Raw genomic sequence first — 19,869 nt, forward strand, 5'->3', positions numbered from 1 at the left:
CGACGATGGCTGATGTATTCCAGTTCATGAACCTGCCGCGCGATCCTGGCCAGAAATTCGATGCCGATTTCCGCCGTAGCAGGTTTATCGAGATCTACGCCCCCTTGGGCAAGAACGAAGCCGCCGAGCAGGCCGGACGCTGTCTCAGCTGTGGCAATCCCTATTGCGAGTGGGAATGCCCGGTGCACAACTTTATCCCCAACTGGCTCAAGCTGGTGGAAGAGGGCAAGTTGTTCGAAGCGGCCGAAATGAGCCACAAGACCAATTCCCTGCCGGAAATCTGCGGCCGGGTCTGCCCGCAGGATAGGCTGTGCGAAGGCGCGTGTACCCTGAACCAAGGCGGCTTCGGCGCGGTCAGCATCGGCTCGGTGGAGAAATACATCACCGATGAAGCCTACCGGCTGGGCTGGCGGCCCGATATGTCGCAGGTCATCCCGTCCGGCAAGCAGGCCGCCATCATCGGCGCGGGACCGGCCGGTTTGGCGGCGGCCGACGTACTGGTGCGCAACGGCGTCAAACCGGTGGTGTATGACCGCTATGAGGAGATCGGCGGCCTGCTGACCTTCGGTATCCCCGAATTCAAGCTGGAAAAGGATATCGTTCGGCGCCGCCGTGCCATCCTGGAAGAGATGGGGGTGGAATTCCGTCTGAACACCGATATCGGCCGCGATATCGCTTTCGACGAGCTGCTGGCCGATTACGACGCGGTATTCATGGGCATGGGCGCCTACCAATATCTGCGCGGCGGTTTCCCCGGCGAGCAACTGCCGGGCGTAGTCGAAGCCTTGCCTTATCTGGTCAATAATATCCGCCAGCGCCTGGACACCCTGCCGGAAAGCGAGCCACACCAGAGCATGGCCGGCAAGCGGGTAGTGGTGCTGGGGGGCGGCGATACCGCCATGGATTGCAATCGCACCAGCATCCGCCAGGGTGCCGCCAAGGTGATCTGCGCCTATCGCCGCGATGAAGCCAATATGCCCGGATCCAAGCGCGAAGTAGGCAATGCCCGCGAAGAAGGGGTCGAGTTCCTGTGGAATCGCCAGCCGGTCGAGATCGTCCAGTTGGCAGGTGGCTTGGGCGTCAAGCTGGTCACCACCACGCTAGGGGACGCCGACGACAAGGGCCGGCGCGCACCCATCGTGGTCGAGGGTTCGGAGGAGATAATCGAATGCGACCATGTGATCATCGCCTTCGGTTTTCAGGTCAAGCCGGAGGATTGGTTCGAGCAGCACGGCATCCGCACCGACGAGCGTGGCCGCACGCTGGCCGCCGAGCGGCAACTGTACAAGCACCAGACCAGCAATCCTAAGGTCTTCGCCGGCGGTGACCAGACCCGGGGCGCCGATCTGGTGGTGCGGGCCGTGTTCGAGGGACGCCAGGCGGCGGAAGGCATGTTGGCTTATCTGGGCGTTTGGTAAATTCCAGCCATTGCGTTGAAAGCATCTGGATGTAAATTGTGGCTACCTGCCCCTGCGGGGGTAGCCACAATTTATGGAGCAAGTCATGGTAATAAAAGGGTTAATAGCGCCAAGGCTGATTTTCGAAGTGTCAGCGGATCTGGGCTTGCGCCGCGTATGCTTCGAATAAATAATGGCGAATGGAATTCAAGTTGGAACTGTCGACTTTCTGGTCCATCCTGACAAACGCCGGGAAGCACCAATTTCGTATGGCGCAAAGGAAGCGCAGAAAGTTATTCCGGTAGCGGCAGCCGCCGATGCTTGCGGTGAATTGATGGCACATTTCCTTCATGATGCCATAACGACTTTTTACTTTTGCGGCTAAATTACTAAAGCCGAAGTTTTCTGGAATGCTAATTTCATATGTATAGTCACCAATCTTTGCGGTAACGGTTTTCTTTAATTCGGCAAGCGTCGGCAGGGAGGCTGCAGTGCCTATAAAGCGGACGCGATTAATATTATCTGGTGCGGGCATGATTCAGATTTCCTCTTTATGAGGATTGATAAAATTGTAGCTCCACTATCTGATTTCTGCTCTTGCAGAATCTATCGCGTTGTTGAAAAAGTGCGAAGATTTTAGATTTTCTAACATGTCGACGAAGCATCAATCGACGGGTTCCCCATCCGCGCCGGCGAACGCCAATACGGACAGGGTGTTCGGCTTTCTCGTGCTATTGGCCCTGAATGACCGGCGGCACTTCATCGAGACATAGTTCCAAGGCGGTATCCCAGCTAGGCGGCACCAGGCCGAAGGTGTCGCGCAGCTTGTCCAGCGTCAGCCGCGAGTTCTTCGGCCGCTTGGCCGGTGTGGGGTAGGCCTCGGTGGCGATACCGCTCAGGCTGGCTGGGACTTTCTCGCCACGCGCGGCCGCCAGCTTGAAAATGGCCTCTGCAAAACCGTGCCAGCTGGTTTCACCGCCATTGACCAGGTGGTATATGCCGCTGACGGCCTGCCAGTCTGGGCGGGCGGCAACGATATGGGCGGTGATATCGGCAATGCTGCGGCTCCAGGTCGGTGCGCCGATCTGGTCGGCCACGATATTGAGCGCATCCCGTTCGCGGCCCAGTTTGAGCATGGTCAGCAGAAAATTCTTGCCGTGCGCGCCATAGACCCAACTGGTGCGCAGGATCAGGTGCTGGCAGCCGCTGGCGCGGATGGCCTCTTCGCCGGCTAGTTTGCTTGCGCCATAGACATTGGTTGGCGCCACCGGATCGGTTTCGCGCCAAGGCGCGCTGCCTTCGCCGGAATAGACATAGTCGGTCGAGTAATGGATCAGCGGAATCCCCAGCCGCTTGGCTTCTTCCGCCAGGATGGCCGGTGCGGTGGCATTGATGGCATCGGCGGCGGCCTGGTCGGTTTCGGCTTTGTCCACGGCGGTATAGGCCGCCGGGTTGACGATCAGGGTGGGCTTGAGTGCCCGGACCATATCGCGTATCGCGGCCGGATCGCAGAGGTCGAGCTGTTCCCGGTCGGTGGCATGGACATGGCCCAAGCCCTGCAGGCTGCGGCGCAGTTCGAAACCGACCTGGCCGTTGACGCCGGTGAGAAGGATATTGTGCATGGTATTTCCTGATTGGCTGGGAAACGGGGCCGGGATAAATTCGGCGAAGCGCCGAGCTTAATGGCAGGTAGGCGGAATTTGAAGGGGCAGGGACGCTTTATTATTCAGATGTCATTTTGTTTTGCTCGTCCAGCCCGGCGCATTGCATGCTGGCGAAGCGCTCGACCTGTTCCAGTAGCGCCAGCGCGGCCGTGTCGTCTGCACGTTCCTGCCTTAATCCGGCGATGCTCTCGCTTAGCGCCGCAAGCGTCAGGCCGCCGTGCGCGCCATCGATCAGGCGTTCGGCACGATGGATCCGCCAGCGCGCCTGTTCGGCCGGGCTGAGCGTCTCCGGCCAATTGCGGGCACGGTAGCGGAACAGCAGCTCGTGCAGGCGCTTGTCGTCGAAACTCACCGCCATGCCCGCCAACTCGCTGGCTTTGAGTGCGCGTAGCGGGTCCAGCCGGCGGCGGTCGGCGTCGCCGAGAAATCCGTCATACAGCGCGGCATCCACGTCGCGTGCCGGTAGGGCGGCATCGCGCTGATAGACCTGCTTGAGGGTATCGGCCAATTGCTTGCCATGCTGGACCAGCAGGCCGGCCAATTGCCGGGCATGCCGGCGGGCGAGATCCAGATCGAACTGCAGCTGCTCTGCTCGCTCCGCCGTCAGGGCCTTCAGCACGCCTACCACCACCGGCGATTTGTTCAGGTGAATGGACTTGACCGGTAAGCGGGTCACCCCGTCGGCCAGATCGGCGCTGCGGGCAAACAGCCGCGTGCGGATCTGATCGGCGCTCAAGTCGAACAATTCGGCGGGATCGTGTTGCAGGTCCCATACCGGTAGCTCGTTCTTGTTGACGGGATGCGCGCCTATCGCCGCCACCGCCGCCAGGCAGCCCTGCGCGGTGGGATACATGCCCGATACGTGCAGAAAGGCATGGCCGTCCAGCGGACCGATTTCGGCAGCCACGGCGTCTTTCTTGCGCAGCTTGAAGCAGAAGTCGAACAAGCGCGGTTGGAGGGTCTTGATCAATCTGGCGAAGGCGATGGTAGCGTGGACATCGCTCAAGGCATCGTGGGCGGCGGCGTGCGCCAGTCCGTTCGCTTGGGTCAGCTGCTCCAGCTTGAAGGAAACCCTGCCGTCTTCGTGGCTGGGCCAGTTGATGCCTTCCGGGCGGAAGGCGAAGGCGGCGCGGGCGCAGTCGAGCAGGTCCCAGCGCGAACCGCCGTTTTGCCACTCGCGGCCATAAGGATCGTAGAGATTGCGCCAGAACAGATGGCGGCTTAGCTCATCGTCGAAACGCAAGGTGTTGTAACCCACCCCGCAGGTACCCGGCGCCGATAGTTCGGCGTGGATGCGGGCGACGAACTGGTATTCCGGCATGCCGCGTTGTGCGGCCATCTGTGGGGTAATACCGGTGATCAGTACCGAAACGGGATCGGGGAGGAAGTCGTCGCTGGGCTGGCAGAAGTACTCGACCGCCTCGCCGATGATATTCAGGTCCAGGTCGGTCCGCACCCCCGCGAACTGCGCCGGCCGGTCGATTTGTGGCTTGATGCCGAAGGTTTCGTAGTCGTGCCAGAAAAAGCTGGGGGTCATGGTGCACTCGGTTAGGGCGGTGGGCCGGCATTCCGGCAGCCCGGCGTGCGCCGGGCCGTGGATTTTACGCTACCCCGTTCGCCTTGAACCAGGCCAGCAGCCGCTTCCAGCCATCGTCGGCGGCGGCTTTGCGGTAGCTGGGGCGGTAGTCGGCATGGAAACCGTGCGGCATATCCGGGTAGACCACCAACTCACTCGCCTTGCCGGCTTCCTTGAGGGCGGCCCGCATCTTGTCCACCGTATCGAGCGGAATGCCATTGTCCGCACCGCCATACAGCCCCAGTACCGGTGCCTTCAATTCGCCGGCCACATCGATGGGGTGGCGCGGATTGATGGGCGGCTTGGCTTCGCCCACCAGCCGGCCGTACCAGGCGGCAGCCGCCTTGAGGCGGGGATTGTGGGCGGCATAGAGCCAGGTGATGCGCCCGCCCCAGCAAAAGCCGGTGATGCCCAGCTTGTCGGTGTTGGCCTTGCCGGAAGACTTGGCCCAAGCCACGGCGCTGTCCAGGTCCGCCATCACCTGTGCATCGGGCACCTTGGAAACGACGTTCTTGACGATCTCGTCGGTGCTGGCCAGCTTGGAGACATCGCCCTGGCGGGCATAGAGCTCGGGGGCGACCGCGAAATAGCCGGCCTTGGCGAAGCGGCGGCAGACATCGCGGATATGTTCGTGCACGCCGAATATCTCCTGCACCACCAATACGGTGGGAAAGGGACCGGCGCCCTCGGGCATGGCGCGGTAGCCGGGCATATCGCCCCCCGCGACTGGGATCTTGATCTCGCCGGCCGTCAAACCGTCGGTCGAAGTGACGACCACCTCCGCGTTGGCATCCGGCTGTACGGCCAGGGCAAAACCGACCGCCAGGGAACTCACCACGAACTCGCGTCGGGTGAAGCTTGTTTTGGGTTGGAAAGGGGCGGCGTCCGGGTGCGTCAGATCATTCATGCGTTGCTCCTATTAGGCTTGTGCTATACCGGGGCTGGGCGAGCGCCCGCTCCGAGGCTGGATTCAACTAGACAGGCTATGCCATGCGATTCGCTTACCTCCGTCGATTTTTTGCTGCTTGTTTTCTGTTTTTTGCCACCACGCTGCTCTTGACCGCCTGTGGTGGCGGAGCCGGTGGTTCGACCACCACCACCCCGGCGGGCGATACCCTGCGCATCCAATTGAGCCTGGCCGACGGCAGCCCTGGCAACCGGATCGTGGTGGGCACGGCCGCCAATGTCAGGCTGACACTTTACCGCGAAGGCAATGCCGCCAAACCTATCGCCAATGCGCGGGTAACGTTTGCCTTCAATGCCGAACTGGCCCGCTTGGGCCTGCCCTCCGGCCAGACCTTGACTGATGCCACCGGGACGGCCACGACCACCTTGACCGGACTGGCCCAGGGCGTGGACACCCTGGTGGCGACGGCCGAATACACCGATGCCGGCGGCGCTGCCCAGAGCGTGAATGTCAGCCTGCTGTACGAAGTGGTGCCCACCACCACGCCGCCAAGCAGCGGCTCGCTCACCCTGGCACTGGCCGGCGGCAGCCAATTGCTCAGCGGCACCCAGGGCAGCGTGACGGCGCAATTGTTGGATGCAAGCGGCCGGCCGGTCAGCAATACCATAGTCAATTTTGAAAACGACAGCAGCTTTGCCACTTTCAGCCCCGAATCGGGCACGGTCCTGACCAATGCCGAAGGGATCGCCAGTCTCGGCCTGATTGCCACCGCCAAGCTCGGCGCGGATCAGCTCAAGGCCGTGGCGGAATTGCCCGGCGGCGGTGTGGTGCCGACCACCGTCAATGCTGTCCTCAACTATCAGGTGGTGAGCAATGGCAGCCCCGGCACCACGCCGCCACTGCTGAGTCTGGCGGCCACCGATAGCGCCGGCCAGGGCGATAATGTGGTGGCGCCCGGCGATATGCTGACCTTGACCGCCGTGTTGCTGGATAACGGCTTGCCGGTCGCCAACCAGAAGATACGTTTTATCCTGCAAAGCAGCAGTCCGCTGGCCTCGCTCAATTCCGGCACCGCCACCACCAATGCGCAGGGCCGGGCCCAGGTGCAATTGTCGGCGCTATCGGGCGGTTTTCTGGCCGGCGCGTTCAGCGTCAGCGCCAGTACGGTGTATCGCGGCCAGACCCTGTCCCTGGATCTGCCGCTCAGCTATCTGCCGCCGGTGCCCGGCATCGGTTCCATCGCGGTGGCGGCGCAGCCGCTGAGCTATAGGGGCAGCACCACGGTGACCATCCAGGTGATCGATACCAGCCGGGTTAACCGGCCGGCGCTGGCTCAGTCCGTTGTGGTCAAACTGACCTCCATTTGCCAGGGCAAGGGCCTGGCCGATTTCGACGACGCCAACCCCACTACCGATCTGCAAGGGGTGGCGGTGGTGACCTATCGCGACCTGGGCTGCGGCCATAACGATGTGCTGAGCGCGATACCGGATATCACCTCGGCCGTCGGCGCCAGCCAGACCATCCAGTTGTCGCCGGTGCCGCAAAGCTCCCCCGGCGTGCCGGCTGCCGTGCAATTCGTCGACGCCACACCCACCAGTTTGCAGATCCGTGGCAGCGGCGGCAGCGAAACGGCCGTGGTGCGCTTCCGGGTGGTGGATGCCAATGCCCAGCCGGTGGCCAACCAGACCTTGAATTTCACCCTGCAGGAGCAGCTTGCCAGCATCGCTTCGCTCAATACCGCGTCAGCCGTCACCGATGGCCAGGGATTGGCCGGCGCGGCGGTTGCCGCGGGTACCGTGGGCGGACCGGTGGCCGTGGTGGCGACCCTGGCCGGCAATACCGCCTTGTCGGCGCAATCGAGCCAGTTGCTGGTGTCCACCCGCATTCCCCACCAGAACGGATTTTCGTTATCGGTCGATATCGGCAACCCGGAGTTCCACGACTACGACGGGGTGGTCGTCAACGCAACCCTCACCGCCTCCGACCGCTACGGCAATCCGGTACCGGATGGCATGGTGGTCAGCTTCAAGACCGAAGGCGGTATCGGCGTGGTACGCGATGCCCTGAACACCACCTCGCCGGTAGGGAGCTGCGTGATACGCAATAGCAGCTGCACGGTCACCCTGACCAGCGCCGGCAATCGCAGCCTGCTGGATCAGAGCCCGGCCGGCCTGCACGGGCGCATGACCCTGATCGCCTTTGCCCGCGGCGAGGATAGCTTTGCCGACAATAACGGCGACGGCCGCTTCTCCGACGGCGACACTTTCCCGCCGGCAGGCAGTTACCGCTATGGCGAGCCCTATATCGACGGCAATGAAAGCGGCGTGCGCGATATCGACGAGGAGTTCCTCGATTTCGATGGCGACGGGGTTTACAACGATGGCCAGGAGGGCGGCCTGTTCACCTACCACGGCCTATCCTGCAGCCATGCCACCCTCTGTTCGGCGCGCAATACGCGCTATACATTCGATCGCTCGGTGGTGGTCTGGTCCGGCAGTGCGGCCAATATCGTGGTGAGAAATGCCGGCGTGGCCGTCGCCAACGGCGGCACCATCATCCTGCCGGCACCGACCCTGGTCAGCGGCACCTGCGTGGAGGGCGCTCCCAGGGCGCTGACCTTGCGGGTGGCCGACCTGAATGACCAGTCCATGCCGGCTGCCACCACGGTGGCGCTGGCGCTCGATGCCGGCAACCTGGACTTCGACGGCTACACGGTGCCCAATACCAACAGCGCCGCGCTGGGTGCGCCGACGATCAGCTTCAATGTGATCGGTGCCTTCACCACCATTGTCGATGCCAGCGGCAATGCGACCGGCTGCCAGACCACGCCGGGCACGATAGGCGTGACGGTGACCACGCCCAAGGGCAATGTCAGTATCTGGAACGCGGTAGTGCGTTGAGTGGGCGGGAGGGGGGCTTGCATGACACGGGTGCCCGCAATCTTTCAGTGCATCCCTAAGCCATCCCTCGTAGCGCCTCAGCCTTGTAAGGCAGGCGCGCCGTGGCTCGCGTGGTCGATCCTGGACGCGTCAAGCCCGGTCAACTGCATGATGGTGTCTTTGTCCATGCCTTTCGCCAGCATGGCGCGGGCGATGTTGAGGAAAACTTCTTCTCGACCTTCTTTTCGACCTTCTTCACGAAGCTGTTCGGCGGCAGTCATCACAATCTCCTTGTACTGCGGCGCACCCCGCGCCAGGATTTCCAATAGCGCCCCAGGGGGCGGGTCGCTTGACCCGCCAGCTTCTCAGCCTTGCAACGAAGGCGCGCCATGGCTCGCGTGGTCGAGCCTGGACGGGTCAAGCCCGGTCATCTGCATGATGGTGTCTTTATCCATGCCTTTCGCCAGCATGGCGCGGGCGACTTTGAGAACACCGGTTTGTTCGCCTTCTTGTCGGCCTTCTTGTCGGCCTTCTTCCCGGCCTTCTTCTCGACCTTCTTCTCGACCTTCTTGTCGGAGCTGTTGGGCAGCGGTCATCACAATCTCCTTGTACTGCGGCGCACCCCGCGCCAGGATTTCCAATAACACCCCAGGGGGCTGGTCGGTCTCTCCCACTTGCAGAACGTATCGCGTCAAGCTCTCTATCTGCTCGGGGAGGTATGCGTACAAATTTATCAAATCCGCCAACACTTTGCACAACTGCTGCGCATTGCGCAGGCGAATGTTCTTCTGGATGAATTCCAGCGGTGCGGCCCTTTTATGCCGGTAGATTTCCTCATCCGGTATCACCGTGACATCAACCAGTGGGAACGGGCTGGTATAGAGCTGGGCTGCGAGCGCCGGATTCTCGAACAGCGTGAGCCAATCATTGCTGTAGGGGTAGGGGCTGATGCTGCCGTGGTAGAACAGTAGCGGCAGCACCGGGGGCAAGCGCTTATGACCCTTGAGCAGGTGGGCGTTCATGGCGGCAATGCAATAGCGCATCAACCGGAACGCCATATGCTCGTCGGCGGTCGACTGGTGTTCGACCAGCACGTAAATGTAGCCCGCTTGACCTGCGGCCTCTACCGAAAACAAGATATCCGAAAAGCACGCACGCAAGTCTTCCTCGACAAACGAGGCACTTTCGTAACGCAGCGTATTCAAATTACATAGATTGCGCAGGACTGGCGGCAAATGCGCTTCCAAAAAATCCTTTGCGGTGTCGGGAACACTCATGAATTGCTTGAACAGCGCATCGTGGGGTGTCGGGATGCTCATGGTGGCGGTAGGCGGGAGGGTGGCGCGACGGAGGTTGGCAGCACATTCACCGACGCTTGACGTCCGATTGGCCAATTTCCCTATTGTTGGGATTGCCGGCTATTTTCCGAGGGGCGGCTTCAATCGGCTATCGGGCGAATACCTGATTACGCTCGGTTTGGCTGGCAATTTCCCTTCTCAGGATGCTTCTTGGGCATTGAATGCGGGCTATGCTCCCGCTTAGAGCCCCGCCAGCGCCCTGATATGGGCGGTGGCGCTGCGACCCAGCGCCGACAAGGCGTAGCCGCCTTCCAGGACCGAGACGATACGACCTTGCGCATGTTCGGCGGCCACATCCATCAGCCGTTCGGTGACCCAGGCATAGTCGTCCTCGACCAGTCCCAGCCCGGCCATCTCGTCCTCGCGATGGGCGTCGAAACCGGCCGAGATAAAGATCATCTCCGGCTGGAAGGCGGCCAAGGCGGGTAGCCAGTGCGTTTGCACGGCGTTGCGCAATTCGTCGCCGCGGCTGCCGGCCTTGAGCGGCACATTGTGCATGTTCGGCCCCAGTGGCCGTTCGCCGCTGTAGGGATAGAAGGGGTGCTGGAAGATGGACACCATCATGACGCGCGGATTGTCCTGGAACAGCTCCTCGGTGCCATTGCCGTGGTGCACGTCGAAATCGGCCACCGCGACCCGGGCGATGCCGCGCGACAGGGCATGCGCCACCCCCACCCCCAGGTTATTGAAAAAACAGAAGCCCATGGCGCGGCGCGACTCGGCGTGGTGGCCGGGCGGGCGAACGGCGCAGAAGGCGTTGGTGGCATCGCCGTCCAGCACCATATCGGTCGCCCGCACCACCGCGCCGGCGGCGCGAAACGCCGCTTGCAGGGTGTGCGGGTTCATGGCCGTATCGGGGTCGAGATGCACCGTGCCGCCGGCCGGCGACAAGCGCTCCAGCGCTTCGATATATTGCGAGGGATGGACCAGCGCGAGCTGCTCGTGGCTGGCACAGGGGGCGGTCTCGTGCAGCAGGTGGTCCCACACCCCTGACGCGATCAGCCGGTCCTGGATGGCGGCCAGGCGATCGGGCGATTCCGGATGGCCGCTGCCCATATCGTGCAAGCTGCAATCGGGGTGGCTGAGGTAGGCGGTAGGCGCACTGCCGACGATTTTTTTGGCCAGCCAGCTGAGCAATTGGTTCTCCTCGGCTGCCGCCGGCAGTCAAGTTGTTAAGGGGATGAGCGGCCTCGCCGTATCGCACAGTTTAACCAGCGGAATGGTATAAACCAAGTGAGGGCCGGATCACCCGCCCAATTGACGAAGATGAGCACGACCATGTCCGACCGCCTTTCTCTCGCCCCTTTGCATGCCGTGCTGGCCCAGCTCGATGCCTTTATCCTGGGCAAGCCGCGGGAAACCCGTCTGGCTTTGGCCTGCCTGCTGGGGCGCGGCCATCTACTGATCGAAGATGTACCGGGCGTAGGCAAGACCACCCTGGCCCACGCCTTGGCGGCCACGATCGGTCTGGCGTTCCAGCGCGTGCAGTTCACCAGCGATATGTTGCCGGCCGACCTGATAGGCGTATCGATATACGACCGCGACAACCATGTCTTCCGTTTTCATGCCGGTCCGCTGTTCAGCCAGGTGGTGCTGGCCGACGAGATCAACCGCGCCACCCCCAAGACCCAATCGGCGCTGCTGGAGGCGATGGAGGAGCGGCAGGTGACGCTGGATGGCGAAACCCGGCCGCTGCCTGAACCGTTCTTCGTGATCGCTACCCAGAATCCCTCCCACCAGATCGGCACCTTTCCCTTGCCGGAATCGCAGCTGGATCGCTTTTTGATGCGCATCACGCTCGGCTATCCGGATGCCGCCGCCGAGCGGGCCATGCTGTTGGGGGAAGATAGGCGGGAAATGCTGCGCGATGCCAAGCCGGTCATCGATACCCTGGCCTTGGCCGAATTCCAGGCGGCGGTGCGCCGCGTGCACGTGGCGCCGGCCCTGGTCGATTACGTCCAGTCGCTCAGCCGCGCCACCCGCGATTGCGCCGATTTCCACAATGGCCTCTCGCCGCGCGCCGCCTTGGGATTGCTGGCGGCCGCGCGGGCCTGGGCCTTGCTGGCCGGGCGCGATATGGTGATTCCGGAGGACGTGCAGGCGGTTTTCGGACCGGTCGCCACCCACCGATTGCTGGCCCGCGCCAGCAACCGGCCGCAGCCCGAGCTGGTGGCCAAGTTGATGGCGGAAGTCGCCATTCCCTGAGCAGACCATGGCCAAGACTTTCGTTCCATCCGCGCCGGGGCCGCTCAAGCGGCTGTTCAGTCCGCTATACGATGCCTATCTGGCCTGGCTGCAAAAAAGGCATCCGCGCGGACCGCGCGCCCTGCTGCTGAACCAAAAGCGCGTCTATATCTTTCTCAGCCGCAGTGGCCTGGTGTTCTGCATCATGCTGTTGGCCATGCTGGGCGGGGCCATCAACTTCGATCTGGCGCTGGCCTATCTGCTGGTGTTTATGCTGATGTCGATGGCGCTGGCCTCGATGTTCCATACCTTCCGCAATCTGCTCGGGCTGGAACTGGCGCCTGGCCGTGTGCAAGGATGTTTCGCCGGCGAAGCGGCCCGCTTCGAGATCGTGCTGGAGAACCATGGGCGCCTGCCGCGCCACAATCTGCAGCTTCGCTACGATAGTGCGCTGGATGCGGTCGATGTGGCCGCCGGCGACCGCGCGCAAGCCTGGCTCAGTTTGCCCAGCAGTCGCCGCGGCTGGTTGGTGGCGCCGCGCCTGCGGATTGAAACCCACTGGCCCTTGGGCGTGTTCCGGGCCTGGTCCTATGCGTTTTTCGATCAGCGCGCCTTGATCTATCCCAAGCCGGAAGCCGATGCGCCGCCGTTGCCGACGGCGGCCGAGGGCAGCGGCGAAGGCATGGTCACCGCGCGCGGTCAGGACGACTTTGCCGGTCTGCGACCCTTCCACCGGGGCGATTCGCCGCGCCATGTGGCCTGGAAAGCGGCGGCGCGCGATGACAGCTTGATGGTCAAGGAATTCCATGGCCAGGCTTCGCGTTCGCTTTGGCTCGATTGGGACGGGCTGCCGCCGGGCATGCCCCTGGAGCAGCGCCTGTCGCGCCTGACCGCCTGGGTATTGGCCGCCGAAGCAGAGGGGCTGAGCTATGGCCTGAGCCTGCCTGGCCATAGTCTGAAGCCGGCCAACGGCGAGGCGCAACGTGACGAGTGCCTGGCGACGCTGGCCTTGTATGGCGAGAAGGACGGCCGCGCGCCATGAATCCTGAACGCCTGGACCGTACCCAGACTTTCGCTTTGCTGGCTGTGTTGGCCGGCCTGTTGCTGCCCCATGCCGGGCATCTGCCCTACTGGCTGGACGGGGCCTTGGCGGTGCTGTTCGGCTGGCGGGTATGGCTGGTCCACAAGCAGCGCCGCATGCCTTCCCGCTGGATACTGCTGCCGATCACCTTGGGCCTGATCGCGGCGGTGTTCTTCGAATACCGTACGCTGCTGGGCCGTACCGGCGGGATTGCGCTGTTCGCCGCGCTGATCGGCGCCAAGCTGCTGGAGACCAGGGCGCGTCGCGATGCCCTGCTGCTGGTCTACCTCGGCTACTTCCTGGTGGTCACCAATTTCCTGTTCGACCAGAGCATGGGCATGGCGGTGTACCTCTGTGTGATGGTGCTGGCCGTCAGCACCTTGCTGGTCGGCTGGCACACCCTGGGCGGCTGGACGGGACGCTGGCGCGCGGCGCGCGAACAGGCGCGCTTCGCCGGTTTGCTGATGCTGCAGTCGCTACCGGTGATGGCCGTGCTGTTCGTGTTCTTTCCACGGGTGGAAGGGCCGCTCTGGCGCTTGCCGCAGGATCGCGGCGGCGCCCGCTCGGGCCTGGCGGACAGTATGTCGCCCGGCAGCTTTTCGAGTATGTCGAAAAGCGACGAGGTGGCGTTCCGGGTCGGTTTCTCCGGCGCGCGTCCAGCGCAGGAGATGCTGTACTGGCGCGGTCCGGTCTTCGTCGATTACGACGGCATTACCTGGCGCCAGGCCTTGCCCGGTGCAGGGGCGGCACCCACGGTGCAAGAGGCCACGGGTCAGCGCATCGACTACACCATCACCATCGAACCGCATCAGCGGCCCTGGCTATTGGCCTTGGATATGCCGCTGGTCGTACCGCCTGGCAGCCACCTGTCCGAGTATCTGCAACTGGTCAGTCGCCGACCGTTGGAGAAGCGCCTGCGTCTGGAGATGAGCGCGTCGCTGCAATACCGGGCCGGCCGCGACGAGCTGCCCCATCGCATCGGCCGGGCCTTGGCCCTGCCCGCATGGGGTAACCCGCGCGCGCGCAGTGTCGCCGCGAGCTGGCGGCAATTGGCGCCGGCTGCGCGGGTGGACGAAGCCTTGCGTTTCTTCGGACGGCAAGGGCTGAGCTATACGCTGACACCGCCGCGCTATGGCCAGGATGCGGTGGATGGTTTCGTGTTCGACGGCAAGCAGGGTTTTTGCGAGCACTTCGCCGGGTCCTTTGTCTTTATGCTGCGTGCCGCCGGCGTACCGGCGAGGGTGGTGGGCGGTTATCAGGGGGGCGAACTGAACGGCGACTATCTGATCGTGCGCCAGGCCGATGCCCATGCCTGGGCCGAGGTATGGTTGGAAGGGGAGGGCTGGCGACGGGTCGATCCGACCTTCGCGGTCGCACCGTCGCGCATTCAGGAAGGTCTTGCCTCGGCGGTGGGGGCGGAAGAACTGCCTTATCTGCTGCGGCTGGACAACAATCTGGTCAAGCGCATCCAATTGGCGCTCGATAGCGCCGTCAATGGCTGGAACCAATGGGTAATCGGCTACACCCCGGAGCGGCAACGCCAGGTGTTGCAGCGGTTGGGCATAGACAGGCTGGATTCCAGCGCTTTTTTCGGCTGGTTTCTCGGCGGTTTGGGCGGCTTGGTGGCGGTGATGGCGACCTGGTTGCTCTGGCGTATGCGGCCGCCCCGGCGCGATCCGGCCCGCGTGGAGTGGGATCGCTTCGGGCACAAACTGAATCGCCTGGGGGTGGCGCCGACCGATTCCGAAGGCCCGTGGGATTTTGCCCGGCGGGCGCAGCAGGCATTGCCGGAGCGGGCCGCCGCAATCGAAGCAGTGTTGACGGCCTACCTGGCCACCCGCTATGGCGGGCAAGACGGCGGCGGCGAATTGCGCGAGGCCGTGCGACGCTTTTGAAGCCTACCTGAAGGGGCGAATTAAAAGCATAGTTCTGTATTTTTTCGAAAGGCCGCCACTTAAGCCGCTGAAATTACTTTTAATCCTTGGGTCTGTCGCGTTTACCGTGCGCACGCATTTGACGCCAAATGGATAAAGCCATGCTGCCGACACCTAGTACCGTACGCCGAGTATCAGCCCCTGGCTCGCCTGCCGGACGGGTGCCAATTGTCGGTGCCGAATTGCGCCAGGCTATTCGTAGCCTGGCGGGCAGTGATTCGACGCTGACGGCGCTATCCCTTACCGAAAGAGGCGTCGGCGATGGAGATCTGCGGGCGCTGGCCGAGGTGCTGGCGCATAATCGCAGCCTGGTCACGCTCGACCTGCGGTGCAACCGGATCGGTGCAAGCGGCGCGCAAGTGTTGGCCGGTGCGCTGGCGCAGAATGTCTGCCTGAAGGAACTCAGCCTGGGTGACAACCAGATCGGCGTCGGCGGCACGCAGGCCTTGGTCGAGGCGCTGGCGCAGAATCGTTGCCTGATCTCGCTCGACCTGTGGCGCAACCAGATCGGCGACAGCGGCGCGCAGGTGCTGGGTGGAGCGCTGATGCGGAACAAGTACCTGGTCCGGCTCAACCTGTGCAAAAACCAGATCGGCACTATCGGCACGCAGGCCTTGGCCGGCGCGTTGGCCCAGAATCGTTGCCTTGCCGAACTCGACCTGAGCTACAACCAGATTGACAGCAGTGGCGCACAGGCGCTGGCCGGGGCGCTGCGGTGGAATGGCTGCCTGACATCGCTCAACCTGGGCGGAAACCAGATCGGCACCAGTGGGATGCAGGGCTTGGCTGGGGCGCTGGCGCTGAATCGCGGCCTTACCAGGCTCTGCCTGTGGAACAACCAGATCGACGCCATCGGAGCGCAGGCGATGGCCTGGGCGCTGGCCCGGAATCGCTGTCTGAACTGGCTTAGCCTGAAGGAAAACCAGATCGGCGATGGTGGCGCGCAAGCGCTGGCCAACGGGCTGGCGCAAAATAGCTGCCTGAAGGAGCTTAATCTGGGCGACAACGAGATCGGCGACAGCGGCGCGCAGGCGCTAGCCACGGTGGTGGCCCGGCGTCACAGCCTCAGCAAGCTCGTCCTGTGGCACAACGAGATCGCTGCCGGCGGCGCGCAGAAGCTGGCGGAGGCGCTGATGCAGAATCGCTGTTTGGCCGAGCTCAACCTGAGCGACAATCAGATCGATGACAGTGGCGCGCAAGCATTGGCCAAGGCGCTGGAAGATAATGGTTGCCTGACTCGGCTTGACCTGAGCGGCAATCGAATCAGTGCCGGCGGTGCGCAGATCTCCATTGATTCATTACTGAGATGCAACCGTCTTGCCGCGCGACCCGAATACTTTGCTGCCTGGCGTTCCTTACGAGGATAGACATCTTGCGGTTTCGCTTGGGAAACACTGATTTAATGCGCCAACGAGCGTCAGCGAGGCTCCCTCGCGGCGGCGAGGGCGGGGGGTGTGGGCTTTATCAAGCGAGGGACCGTTGATTTGCCACAGACCGCGAGCACCCGGCTTTGCCGGGTGGTGAGCCGCAGGTCGAGTACCCGCAATATTTCAGTGTGTTCCTAGGCTTGCCCCTCCCAGCGCCTTTGCAAGCGTCGCTGCAGCACGGCGATGGTCAGCAGTAGGCTGAACGAGATCAACAGCAAGGTAGCCGCCAGCGCATGCGCGGCCGGGTAGTTCAGCGCCTGTACTTCATCGTACAGGGCGATCGAAGCCACCCGGGTCTCGCCGGCCAGATTGCCCCCCAGCATCAGGACGACGCCGAATTCGCCCAAGGTATGGGCAAAGGCCAAGGTGGCGCCGGCCAGCAGTCCCGGCATGGCGGCGGGTACCAGCACCCGCCAAAAACGTTGGCGACGGCTGGCGCCCAGCGCGGCTGCGGCTTCCCGCAGGTTGGCCGGTACGCTTTTCAGCGCCGCCGTGAAGGGCTGCACGGCAAACGGCAAGCTGTACAGCAGCGAACCGGCCACCAGGCCGGCGAAACTGAAAGCCAGCGGTTGCCCGAACAGCATGATCCAGCCCGCCCCCAGCGGGCTACCGGGGGCCAGGGCGATCAGCAGATAGAAGCCGATCACCGTCGGCGGCAGCACGATGGGCAAACCCACCAGCGCCTCCAATACCGCCGCGAAACGGCTGCGGCTTTCCGCCAGCCAGCCGGCCAGGGGCAAACCGATGACGACCAGCAGCAGGGTGGCCATTGCGGCCAGCTTGAGCGTAAGCCAAAGCGCTTGCAGCGCGGTGGGATTGAGGAGCATGGTGGGATTGTCGGCGGCTAAGGAAGGTCGAAGCCGCAACTGATCAGCAGTTGCCGGCCTTTGGGCGTTGCCAGACCGGCCAGATAGTCGCCGGCCAATGGGTGGGCACCGCTGCGGCGAACGATGACACCGGCCTGTACGATGGGCGGATGCGCATCGGTGGGAATCAGCCGCCAGCGGCCGCCCGGCGCGTTGGCGGCCGCCTTGAGCAAGGAATAGGACACGATGCCCACATCGGCATTGCCGCTTTGGACATATTGGGCGGTTTGCGCGATGTTTTCGCCGAAAGCCAGCTTGGCCTGCATGGCTTGCCACGCCCCGGCATGTTCCAGCGCCGCCCGGGCCGCCCGGCCATAGGGAGCCAGGGCCGGATTGGCGATGGCGAAGCGCTTTACCCGGCCGTCTTCGGCCAGCCGGCGCAGGCCTTGGGCCGGGTCCAGCTCGGGCCGCGTGGTCCATAGCGCGATACGGCCGCGTGCATAGGGGCTCAACTGGCTGGCCAGGCCGGCCTCCACCAGCTTCTGCGGGTAGTCGGTATCGGCCGACAGAAAGACATCGTAAGGCGCCCCGGCCTTGATCTGCGCGAAGAAGCTTCCGGATGCCCCAGCCGTGAACTGAACCACTACGCCGGGATGACGGGCGGCGAAGTCGGCGTTCAAGCGCGGCAGGCAATGCAGCAGATCGCTGGCGGCGGCGACGTTCAGGGTGGCTGCCTGGATGGGCAGCGCCAGTACGAGCAGCATCAGTGGGAGCTTGGTTTCCATCGGCTTTCCGGGCGGGCGTATGGTTGAACTTGCAAGGCTGACAAATAGGCCATCCACTTGCAAGTTTCCTTGCCTATGTCGGCACTGCCCAGCCCAATCTTTCACACAAGCCAGCGAATTCATCGGCCAGCGGCGACTCGATGACGATGCGCGCACCGCTCACCGGATGATCGAAAGCCAGCCGGGTGCAGGCCAGCAACAGCCGTTGACTGCCGTAATGCTCGGCGAACAGCCGGTTATGGCGGCCCTTGCCATAGGTGGCATCGCCGATGATGGGGTGGGACAGATGCTTGAGATGGCGCCGCAACTGATGCTTGCGGCCGGTCAGCGGCTCCAGCGCCAGCAAGGCGTAGCGGCTGGAGGGATAGCGATCCACGGTATGCGGCAATTCCACCGTGGCGAGGCGGGTGAAGCGGGTCTGCGCCTCCTGTGCCGGTGCGATGCTGTCGGGGCTGCGTTCGTAGTCGTCGTACTGGCGGCTGAGCGGGTGGTCGATCAGACCTTCGCCGGCCGGCCAGCCCCGCACGATGGCGAGGTAGCGCTTGTCCACCGTGCCGGCTTCGAACTGGCGCGATACGGCGCGGGCGCTGTCGGCGTCCAGTCCGAATAGCAGGATGCCCGAGGTGCCTTTGTCGAGGCGATGGATGGCATGTACGCGTTGGCCCAATTGGTCGCGCACTTCCTGTAGCGCGAAACGGGTCTCATGGCGATCGATCTCGCTGCGATGAACCAGCAGGGCGGTAGGCTTGTGGATGGCGACCAGGTGGTCGTCGAGAAACAGGATGGGATGCATGGGTCTTTGCTTAAGCCGGAAGGTGGGCCACGGACAAGTGATTGTCCCAGCTTATCCCCGCCACCTGGCGGCTTTCGCGCAGGGCCAGGCCATCGGGCGCCAATCGCCACAATCCGCCGCCTTCGCCGCTGCACCACCAGTCGCCGGCCAGCGCGGCGGCGCCCACCGCCTTGGGCAAGGACCGTTGCGCCAGCGGCCGTCCCTGGCTGTCCCATTCGGTCAGCAGATCGCCATGGGGGCAGGGCATCAGAAAACGCTGGCCAAGCGCGGCCAGGCTGGCCGCATAGCCTCGCATGGCGCCTGCCAATTCCGCCGGGCAGTCGGCCAGGCGGAATTCGCCGTCGCGCAGGATCGCCAATAGGGAGGCAGCGGCATTGCCTTGGTTTTGCAGGGCGATGCCCAAGGCGCCATCGCCGGCCAGCGCCAGATGGCGGATGGAGAGGCGTTGATCGGCCAGCCGGTGGCTGGCCAGCAGGCCGCCGTCGCGCGCGTCGATCAAGGCCAGCGAGGGTTCCATGCGGTCGAGATTGCGTTTGTAGCGGCCGGTTTCCGGCAGGGTGAGGATGCCGCCGTTGGCCACGGCCAGGGTATGCCGGTCCAGCCAAAGCAGCTCGTGGGGGCCCACGCCATGGCTGGGGCGGTCCTCCAGCCGTTTGAAGCTGACTGCATCGCGGATGGCCAGGCGCCCCTCGCCGCTGCGCTCATCGGTTTCGGCGCTGATCAAACGGCGGCCGTCCTGGCTGAAGATGGCATGTCCCACCAGGTTGCGTTCGTCCTCCAGCCGGAACAGCTTGAGCAGCTTGCCGGCGCGCCAGTCGATACGGGCCAGGAAATAACCGGGCCTTCGTGCCACCACGATGGCCTCGCCCGGCCGAAGGGGGTCGGGCAGCAGCACATGGCCCCGCTCGGGCAATGCGATGCTGGCCCGCCCGGTGGTGCCGGCGCGCCAGTCCTCGCTGCCGGTCCAGCCGGCCGACAACAGTACCGTTTCCGCCCCCGAGCCGGCCCGTGCCGCCAAGGGCAGCACGGTCAGGCCCAGGCCGGCGGCCAAAAGCCGGCGGCGGCTCAGCGGCATGTC

17 protein-coding genes are annotated in these 19,869 nt (G+C 63.7%); 6 read left to right on the forward strand and 11 right to left on the reverse strand.

Annotated features, from left to right (window positions below; translation table 11 throughout):
- The first annotated feature begins 5 nt into the window (after positions 1-5).
- A complete protein-coding gene (locus FNU76_RS14275; protein ID WP_144278821.1) occupies positions 6-1,418 on the forward strand; it encodes a glutamate synthase small subunit GltD family protein in 1,413 nt (470 codons plus the stop codon).
- Between the two features lie 130 nt (positions 1,419-1,548).
- Here FNU76_RS14275 and FNU76_RS14280 read toward each other — a convergent pair whose 3' ends face one another.
- The 4 genes from FNU76_RS14280 to FNU76_RS14295 all read right to left on the reverse strand — a co-directional run bounded on the left by FNU76_RS14280 (position 1,549) and on the right by FNU76_RS14295 (position 5,544).
- Entirely contained in the window at positions 1,549-1,932 is a 384-nt protein-coding gene (locus FNU76_RS14280; protein WP_144278822.1) for a hypothetical protein, read from the reverse strand.
- Between the two features lie 196 nt (positions 1,933-2,128).
- Positions 2,129-3,019 (reverse strand): dTDP-4-dehydrorhamnose reductase, encoded by an 891-nt coding sequence (rfbD, locus tag FNU76_RS14285; protein ID WP_144278823.1) that lies wholly within the window; start codon positions 3,017-3,019, stop codon positions 2,129-2,131.
- A 100-nt stretch (positions 3,020-3,119) separates the two neighbouring features.
- The gene (sbcB, locus tag FNU76_RS14290; protein ID WP_144278824.1) at positions 3,120-4,598 is read right to left on the reverse strand and encodes an exodeoxyribonuclease I; all 1,479 of its coding nucleotides are present in this window, start codon (positions 4,596-4,598) and stop codon (positions 3,120-3,122) included.
- 64 nt (positions 4,599-4,662) lie between these two features.
- On the reverse strand, positions 4,663-5,544 hold the full coding sequence (locus FNU76_RS14295) for a dienelactone hydrolase family protein (protein ID WP_144278825.1): 882 nt from the start codon (positions 5,542-5,544) through the stop codon (positions 4,663-4,665).
- Between the two features lie 83 nt (positions 5,545-5,627).
- Between FNU76_RS14295 and FNU76_RS14300 the strand changes: the two genes are divergently transcribed.
- Positions 5,628-8,444: an Ig-like domain-containing protein gene (locus FNU76_RS14300; RefSeq protein ID WP_144278826.1), complete on the forward strand. Its 2,817-nt coding sequence runs from the start codon at positions 5,628-5,630 to the stop codon at positions 8,442-8,444.
- A 77-nt stretch (positions 8,445-8,521) separates the two neighbouring features.
- Here FNU76_RS14300 and FNU76_RS14305 read toward each other — a convergent pair whose 3' ends face one another.
- From FNU76_RS14305 to FNU76_RS14315, 3 genes are all read right to left on the reverse strand, one after another.
- The gene (locus tag FNU76_RS14305) at positions 8,522-8,704 is read right to left on the reverse strand and encodes an Rpn/YhgA-type helix-turn-helix domain-containing protein (protein WP_144278827.1); all 183 of its coding nucleotides are present in this window, start codon (positions 8,702-8,704) and stop codon (positions 8,522-8,524) included.
- An 84-nt stretch (positions 8,705-8,788) separates the two neighbouring features.
- Positions 8,789-9,742, reverse strand: coding sequence for an Rpn family recombination-promoting nuclease/putative transposase (locus FNU76_RS14310; protein WP_144278828.1), 954 nt, complete (start codon positions 9,740-9,742; stop codon positions 8,789-8,791).
- Positions 9,743-9,961: 219 nt separating this feature from the next.
- On the reverse strand, positions 9,962-10,918 hold the full coding sequence (locus FNU76_RS14315) for a histone deacetylase family protein (RefSeq protein WP_308418552.1): 957 nt from the start codon (positions 10,916-10,918) through the stop codon (positions 9,962-9,964).
- Between the two features lie 141 nt (positions 10,919-11,059).
- Between FNU76_RS14315 and FNU76_RS14320 the strand changes: the two genes are divergently transcribed.
- From FNU76_RS14320 to FNU76_RS14335, 4 genes are all read left to right on the forward strand, one after another.
- On the forward strand, positions 11,060-11,986 hold the full coding sequence (locus FNU76_RS14320) for an AAA family ATPase (RefSeq protein ID WP_223879024.1): 927 nt from the start codon (positions 11,060-11,062) through the stop codon (positions 11,984-11,986).
- Positions 11,987-11,993: 7 nt separating this feature from the next.
- Positions 11,994-13,007: a DUF58 domain-containing protein gene (locus FNU76_RS14325; RefSeq protein WP_179958121.1), complete on the forward strand. Its 1,014-nt coding sequence runs from the start codon at positions 11,994-11,996 to the stop codon at positions 13,005-13,007.
- Positions 13,004-14,941 (forward strand): transglutaminase TgpA family protein, encoded by a 1,938-nt coding sequence (locus FNU76_RS14330; RefSeq protein WP_144278831.1) that lies wholly within the window; start codon positions 13,004-13,006, stop codon positions 14,939-14,941. Before FNU76_RS14325 ends, FNU76_RS14330 begins: the two co-directional genes overlap by 4 nt.
- Before the next feature lie 140 nt (positions 14,942-15,081).
- The gene (locus tag FNU76_RS14335) at positions 15,082-16,347 is read left to right on the forward strand and encodes a leucine-rich repeat domain-containing protein (protein ID WP_179958122.1); all 1,266 of its coding nucleotides are present in this window, start codon (positions 15,082-15,084) and stop codon (positions 16,345-16,347) included.
- Positions 16,348-16,541: 194 nt separating this feature from the next.
- On the opposite strand, the gene modB is transcribed toward FNU76_RS14335, so the two are convergent.
- The 4 genes from modB to FNU76_RS14355 form a co-directional block, all read right to left on the reverse strand.
- Positions 16,542-17,234, reverse strand: a complete 693-nt coding sequence (gene modB / locus FNU76_RS14340) for a molybdate ABC transporter permease subunit (RefSeq protein WP_144278833.1) — start codon at positions 17,232-17,234, stop codon at positions 16,542-16,544.
- Positions 17,235-17,251: 17 nt separating this feature from the next.
- On the reverse strand, positions 17,252-17,998 hold the full coding sequence (modA, locus tag FNU76_RS14345; RefSeq protein WP_144278834.1) for a molybdate ABC transporter substrate-binding protein: 747 nt from the start codon (positions 17,996-17,998) through the stop codon (positions 17,252-17,254).
- Between the two features lie 73 nt (positions 17,999-18,071).
- Positions 18,072-18,791: a pseudouridine synthase gene (locus FNU76_RS14350; RefSeq protein ID WP_144278835.1), complete on the reverse strand. Its 720-nt coding sequence runs from the start codon at positions 18,789-18,791 to the stop codon at positions 18,072-18,074.
- A gap of 10 nt (positions 18,792-18,801) precedes the next feature.
- Complete coding sequence (locus FNU76_RS14355; protein ID WP_144278836.1) at positions 18,802-19,866, reverse strand: DUF1513 domain-containing protein; 1,065 nt, start codon at positions 19,864-19,866, stop codon at positions 18,802-18,804.
- Positions 19,867-19,869: the final 3 nt, after the last annotated feature.

The organism is Chitinimonas arctica (assembly GCF_007431345.1).
In the GTDB taxonomy this organism is placed as follows: Bacteria; Pseudomonadota; Gammaproteobacteria; order Burkholderiales; family Chitinimonadaceae; genus Chitinimonas; species Chitinimonas arctica.